The sequence below is a fragment of the Bacillus sp. JJ722 genome, from assembly GCF_036963345.1.
Lineage (GTDB): Bacteria > Bacillota > Bacilli > Bacillales > DSM-1321 > Bacillus_AD.
The window spans coordinates 1-5512 of sequence record NZ_JBALMO010000308.1 but is presented as its reverse complement, the minus strand read 5'-3'; the positions used below and the strand labels follow the sequence as shown (position 1 = coordinate 5512).

At 32.7% G+C, this 5512-nt stretch carries 7 protein-coding genes and 1 other annotated feature; of the genes, 3 read left to right on the top strand and 4 right to left on the bottom strand.

Going from position 1 to position 5512, the window contains the following annotated elements:
• Positions 1 to 182 precede the first annotated feature (182 nt).
• From V7014_RS24675 to V7014_RS24665, 3 genes are read left to right on the top strand one after another with little or no spacing between them, the layout of a single operon-like run.
• On the top strand, positions 183 to 620 hold the full coding sequence (locus V7014_RS24675) for an SRPBCC family protein (RefSeq protein WP_335511343.1): 438 nt from the start codon (positions 183 to 185) through the stop codon (positions 618 to 620).
• The gene (locus V7014_RS24670) at positions 621 to 980 is read left to right on the top strand and encodes an ArsR/SmtB family transcription factor (protein WP_335511341.1); all 360 of its coding nucleotides are present in this window, start codon (positions 621 to 623) and stop codon (positions 978 to 980) included.
• A gap of 35 nt (positions 981 to 1015) precedes the next feature.
• Positions 1016 to 1249, top strand: coding sequence for a hypothetical protein (locus V7014_RS24665; RefSeq protein ID WP_335511340.1), 234 nt, complete (start codon positions 1016 to 1018; stop codon positions 1247 to 1249).
• Between the two features lie 62 nt (positions 1250 to 1311).
• Here V7014_RS24665 and V7014_RS24660 read toward each other — a convergent pair whose 3' ends face one another.
• The 4 genes from V7014_RS24660 to V7014_RS24645 all read right to left on the bottom strand — a co-directional run bounded on the left by V7014_RS24660 (position 1312) and on the right by V7014_RS24645 (position 4890).
• On the bottom strand, positions 1312 to 1791 hold the full coding sequence (locus V7014_RS24660; RefSeq protein ID WP_335511338.1) for a GNAT family N-acetyltransferase: 480 nt from the start codon (positions 1789 to 1791) through the stop codon (positions 1312 to 1314).
• Between the two features lie 51 nt (positions 1792 to 1842).
• A complete protein-coding gene (locus V7014_RS24655) occupies positions 1843 to 2499 on the bottom strand; it encodes a VOC family protein (RefSeq protein ID WP_335511337.1) in 657 nt (218 codons plus the stop codon).
• 90 nt (positions 2500 to 2589) lie between these two features.
• Positions 2590 to 3477: a GNAT family N-acetyltransferase gene (locus V7014_RS24650; protein WP_335511335.1), complete on the bottom strand. Its 888-nt coding sequence runs from the start codon at positions 3475 to 3477 to the stop codon at positions 2590 to 2592.
• Positions 3478 to 3891: 414 nt separating this feature from the next.
• Positions 3892 to 4890, bottom strand: a complete 999-nt coding sequence (locus tag V7014_RS24645) for a tryptophan--tRNA ligase (RefSeq protein ID WP_335511334.1) — start codon at positions 4888 to 4890, stop codon at positions 3892 to 3894.
• A 49-nt stretch (positions 4891 to 4939) separates the two neighbouring features.
• Positions 4940 to 5189 (bottom strand) — a binding site (T-box leader).
• Positions 5190 to 5512 lie beyond the last annotated feature (323 nt).

Below are 5512 nucleotides of genomic sequence, written 5' to 3'. Positions count from 1 at the left end.
GGATGTTATATTGCTCTTTTTTCGTATTAACGATTGAATTTAAGGAATGCTAAAACGATGAAGAAAAAGCAATATTTTCAAATATATTAACATTGTTGACATAACACTAAAAGGTGTTATAAGATACAAAACAACACTAAAAGGTGTTACTTTATCAAAAGTTAAGGAGAAATAAAACCATTATGGCAGATCATAATCAAAATGTAGTTGAAGAAATTAAACAAACTGCTATTTACAATGCCCCTATACATAAAGTATGGGAAAAAGTTTCTACTGCAGAAGGAATTGCTTCATGGTTTATGCCGCCAGTTGATTTTCAACTAGAGGTAGGCCATGAATTTACTTTACAATCACCATTTGGGCCATCTCCGTGTAAAGTATTAGAAGTTGAAAAACCTCACCTTTTTTCTTTCTCATGGGATACTGATGGATGGGTTGTTTCATTTATCTTGAAAGAGATAGGCGATCAAACAGAATTTACACTAATCCACGGTGGTTGGAAAAATAAAGAAGCAATTATATCGAAGGCTAAGCAAACAAGTTCTGATGTACGCGATAGAATGAATCAAGGTTGGGTTGATATTGTTACTATTAAATTGAAAAAAGTTGTTGAAGCTTAAATGACTGCGTCAGCAAAAAAGTATGACGTGTTCCAAGCTATCGCAGATCCAACTAGGAGAGAAGTACTTCGTTTACTCTTAAAAAAAGAACTACCTATTTCTCAAATCACAGCCCATTTTCCAATGAGTCGTACAGCTGTTGTAAAGCATCTCCATATTCTTTCTGAAGCACAATTAATAAGTGGAGAGAAAGTTGGTAGAGAAAAAATCTATCGGTTACATCCAGAACCTTTAACAGAATTAAAGCAATGGCTTTCTTATTATGAGCAATTTTGGAGCAATAAATTATCCATCCTGAAACATGTTGTTGAAAACGAGGATGAGATACAGGTTGTAAAAACCATTACCGATTTAGAGTAACTAATTATATTTAATTTATTTGGAGGATTTATAAAATGAATACAGGACAAGAGAAGTTTTTTACATTTATTCTTGAAAGAGTACAAGATGATAAACAAGAGGAAGCGAAAGCATTGCTTGCAGAAAGCTTTCAAAAACAACAAGATAGAACTTTCAATATGGATTATATGAATAGCTTCGTTCCGAGAATGATCAGTATATTAAAACCTGAATCTGTTTCAGAAGTGAAAGCCATTATGGAACAGTTTGCTAATAATATTAAAAAATAATAGCGCTATTTAGTAAAGAAAAGGACCTAAGAAAAATATTTTTTCAGGTCCTTTTTTTATCATTATTTAAATACTTTTTGTAGGACAATCTCATCTCTTATCGGAATACCATCGTTACCTATTAAAGGTATCTCAGGTTTTAACTTTCTTGCTTCGTCAACTGCATTACACAATATCTGTGATAAGCTGTACCCACGTTTTTGATAAAATTTTAACGCTAACAAATTATCATTAGTCGTAACAAGTTTAACCAGATTACAATTATTATTCATAGCCATATCTTCAACGGATTGAAGAAGTGTTGTACCAATTCCTTTACCTTCTTCAAGACTATCTAGAGAAATAATTTCACATTCATCCTCTATCATTGTATAGGTGATTAAACCGATCATTTCATTCTTTTCATTTAAAAAAGTAAAGCCTTCTAGCTTAGTACAATCATAACTACCACTGGATATAACCATTTCTGGACTACCCCAATTTTGTTCGAAAAAATCTTTTATTAATTTAGTAGGTACATCTCTATTTGATACTACTCCCATAAAATCTCCCCTTTATTGCCAACCTCATTCCAATCTCTATGAAACATTAAGCTACAAATTGCTTATCATCCCTCTGTCCGTATAAATAGTAACCGGCGAAGCAATAGCTAGTTTCTCAGAGAACAGCCACCTTCTGCCCACAGGACCAAATAGAATAAAGCAGCCGTCTTCATGTTCACCCATAAAATTTAAATATTCCTCATAGTATAGTTCTTCATGATCTCGAACTGGAATCTTAATATCTTCAAATTTTTGTGCAACTTTATTTAAATCATCTGTAGTAAGACTCATTTCACTAATTGATAAAACATTATTTGATGTAAATACTTGATCTGTAGAAGTGGGTGATATTTCTCTTCTAGCAATATATTCGACGATATTGCCTGCTGGATCTTCAAAATAACATGCATTTGCTTGTGCTCTACCATCAAAGTCAATCTCATCAACGCCGTCTTCTCTCAATAGCTCTACTCGCTCAGCAAGCCAGCTTTTTGCTTTTTGAAATAAATTTGAGTGGATATTAAATGCAAAATGATAATAATAATCATTTTGTTCTTGGTCTTTCATTAATTCAAGTTCGCTACTACCTATTTGAAAGATGGCATTAGTTGTATTAGCCGACAATAGCTTAAACTGTAATAGATCTTTATAAAAAGATACTGTCTGTTCAAAATTAGAAATTAGAAGTTGAACTTTTTTAATTTTCATCTGCTCTTCCCCCCATATCCATTTTTAGAATAATATAACATTTTATTTTAAATTTTCAAAAATCTATACACCAGCTTTCAATGATAACTATTACGAATGTGATGTTAAAGGAAATTGAAAATGCTTCTTTTTTTCTAGAAATGACGGACGAACAAATAATGTATCATCACTATCAGTTATGAACTCTGTATGAATCTCTTTCCCGTCATAATCTGGTGTAAAGTAAAAATTAATCGTCTCCGTTTCAGAAGTAACAATACTATTTATAATATAATCTATTTCAACGGGTTTCCTGCTGATCACATCATATAGATGAAGCTGATTGTCCTCATGATTATATATTACAATCACATCTTCCTCTTCGAGATAATAAATCGCATCATTAAATACTAGGATCAAGTAGAACATTAATAGAGACTCATTATTAATTACTCCTAATATTGAAGATACAGATATTCTTTCAACTGCGAATCTTTGAATCAACTCATAGTCTTTTTCATTAGTTATGTCCAATCGACGTAAAGTAGATCTTGCTGGTAGCCTTTTAACTTCCGAAATATTCATCGTATAACTACTTTCATGAACCTTTTCAAAGCCAAATGTAGGGTAAAAATCTAGAACCGTTTTATTTGCAAATAAGTAGGTAAAATCATAGTCTTTTTCATACTTTTCGATGATGTGATTCATTAGCTTCGTACTTAAACCTTGATTTCGATAATCAGGATGCGTCATCACCGTGCCCACTTGTATAGCATTATATTCTTTACCGTTTGATACAATCGTCATTTTACTTATAGATGCATTTGCAATCACTTTATCTCCATCAATATATGAATAACATATATATTTGTCGTTCCAACACCCTTTCTCGTACCAGTTTTTAAAGTCAATCTGAAACACCATTTTTGCCAATTCGTTAAAGCTTTTCTTATAAACTTCATGATCCTTGTAGTCGCTTATTAATTGATAATGACTCATTATTAATCACCTTTCCTTTAATCTTTATGTTTTTTCACCTGCCGTTCCGCTCACCTCCAAAAAAGAACAAAAAAGACTACAAGAAGAATAACCTTCTCATAGTCAAATTTAAGTTCAGTATGAATAAACCTACTCCAATAAGGAATAGAACATTACTTAAGATTCGCTTTAATAAGATATAATGTCTTCTAATCGCCATGTGTAAAAAGCTCACTAAATAAAACTAAGAAAAAACCCTTAATTGACTTTTCACACTATCAAATTCGTGTTTGAATTTTAATTAGCGATTAATAAGTTTCATCATAAAAAATCAAAACCTCTTTTCAGAAAATTTCGTAATAAATATATATGATTTATTACATTTTGTAAACCCTTGAAGTTAATAAGTCAGAGCAAACCATTGAAAATAGGATTTCAATGGTTAAACCCTATTTTACTGCGAATTTCCTTCAATAATGGACCGCTAACTGCTCTTGCTTTATCTGCCCCATACAATAATATTTCATCCAATTTTTCTGGAGATGCCATCAGTTCTCTATACCTCTCACGTGGTTCTTCTAAAAACCTATTCATCACATGAAATAGCTCTTTCTTAGCCTCTCCCCAACCAATTCCATTTACATATTGATTTTTCATTTTATCAATCTCATTTGTAGAAGCAAATTCTTTATACAATGTAAAAATAATGGATTGATCTGGATCTTTTGGCGCTTCAGGTGGTAATGAATCTGTTTTTATTTTATTGATTAACTTTTGTAACTGCTTAGGTTCATCAAAAAGAGGTATTGTGTTGTTATAACTCTTACTCATCTTCCTACCATCTAATCCTGGTAATACCGCTGTACTTTCTTGTACTTTGTAATTCGGTAACTTGAATGTATCACCATAGACATGATTAAAACTCTCAGCAATATCCCTTGCAATTTCTACATGTTGTATTTGATCCTTTCCTACAGGTACAGTATCAGTCTTAAATAGCAAAATGTCCGCCGCCATAAGAATCGGATAAGTAAAGAGCCCCATGTGAACACCTAAATCTAGATCCTTATTACTTTCTCTATTAGTTTCAACAATCGTTTTATATGCATGAGCTCGATTCATTAAGCCTTTAGATGCAAAGCATGCTAAAATCCAATTTAATTCAAATATCTCTGGAATATCCGATTGTCTATAGAAAATTGCCTGATTAGGGTCCAACCCTAAAGATAACCATGTTGCAGCATTCATATAGGACAGCTGTCTCATTTCATCTCCATTATGGATTTTTGTTAAGCCATGATAATCAGCTATAAAGTAAACTGGCTGATAATCTGGTTGATTGGCAAGCTCTAGAGCAGGTTTTATCGCTCCAATGTAGTTCCCCAAATGAATGCGTCCCGTTGGCTTAATTCCGGTTAAAATCATTTTCTTCATGCATATACCTCCATTTCTTCAAAACACAAAAAGGGCTACTCATCCATAAAAAAAGGACGAGTAACCCGTGGTGCCACCTTTATTCGTTTACATATGTAAACGCACTTAATCCGTACAGAAACAAAACACTTGTCTCGATACTTAGTCTCTTTTAACGGTAAGACAATCCGCTAGACCTACTACACTTTTCAATCTAGAAGCTCAGAAGCCCATTCAACAATAATCCTGTACTGATTCTCACCTACCATCAGCTCTCTGAAACATTCTTAATGCCTACTCTTCTTCTTCAACGCTTTAACTATTATTTCCATATTAAAAGATAAGCAATGCGAAATCAAGTAGGAAAAATAATCAATCGAACACCTTTACCAGCAAAAGACTATATGCTACCAGAATCTCATTCTGTAATCTATAAAGTAAAACGTTAATCGGGTTTCTTACTGGCGATTAATCTCCCACTTAAACGTCTTCGTTTTTACTTTCGTTTTGAAGTGATAGTCTTAGCGCCATGAACGGGATAAAAGTAAAACAGCGACAGAAATAGTATGGAGAATATACATGTATGGAACGAAGCTTCATAAGAAAAAACGCAGCTTATTTATTGGCTATTTCCATATTAAAT

Coding starts and splice junctions, on each gene's coding strand:
- V7014_RS24655 (WP_335511337.1), bottom strand. CDS start 2,499: ATGAAAATTAAAAAAGTTCAACTTCTAATTTCTAATTTTGAACAGACA.
- V7014_RS24650 (WP_335511335.1), bottom strand. CDS start 3,477: ATGAGTCATTATCAATTAATAAGCGACTACAAGGATCATGAAGTTTAT.
- V7014_RS24675 (WP_335511343.1), top strand. CDS start 183: ATGGCAGATCATAATCAAAATGTAGTTGAAGAAATTAAACAAACTGCT.
- V7014_RS24670 (WP_335511341.1), top strand. CDS start 621: ATGACTGCGTCAGCAAAAAAGTATGACGTGTTCCAAGCTATCGCAGAT.
- V7014_RS24645 (WP_335511334.1), bottom strand. CDS start 4,890: ATGAAGAAAATGATTTTAACCGGAATTAAGCCAACGGGACGCATTCAT.
- V7014_RS24660 (WP_335511338.1), bottom strand. CDS start 1,791: ATGGGAGTAGTATCAAATAGAGATGTACCTACTAAATTAATAAAAGAT.
- V7014_RS24665 (WP_335511340.1), top strand. CDS start 1,016: ATGAATACAGGACAAGAGAAGTTTTTTACATTTATTCTTGAAAGAGTA.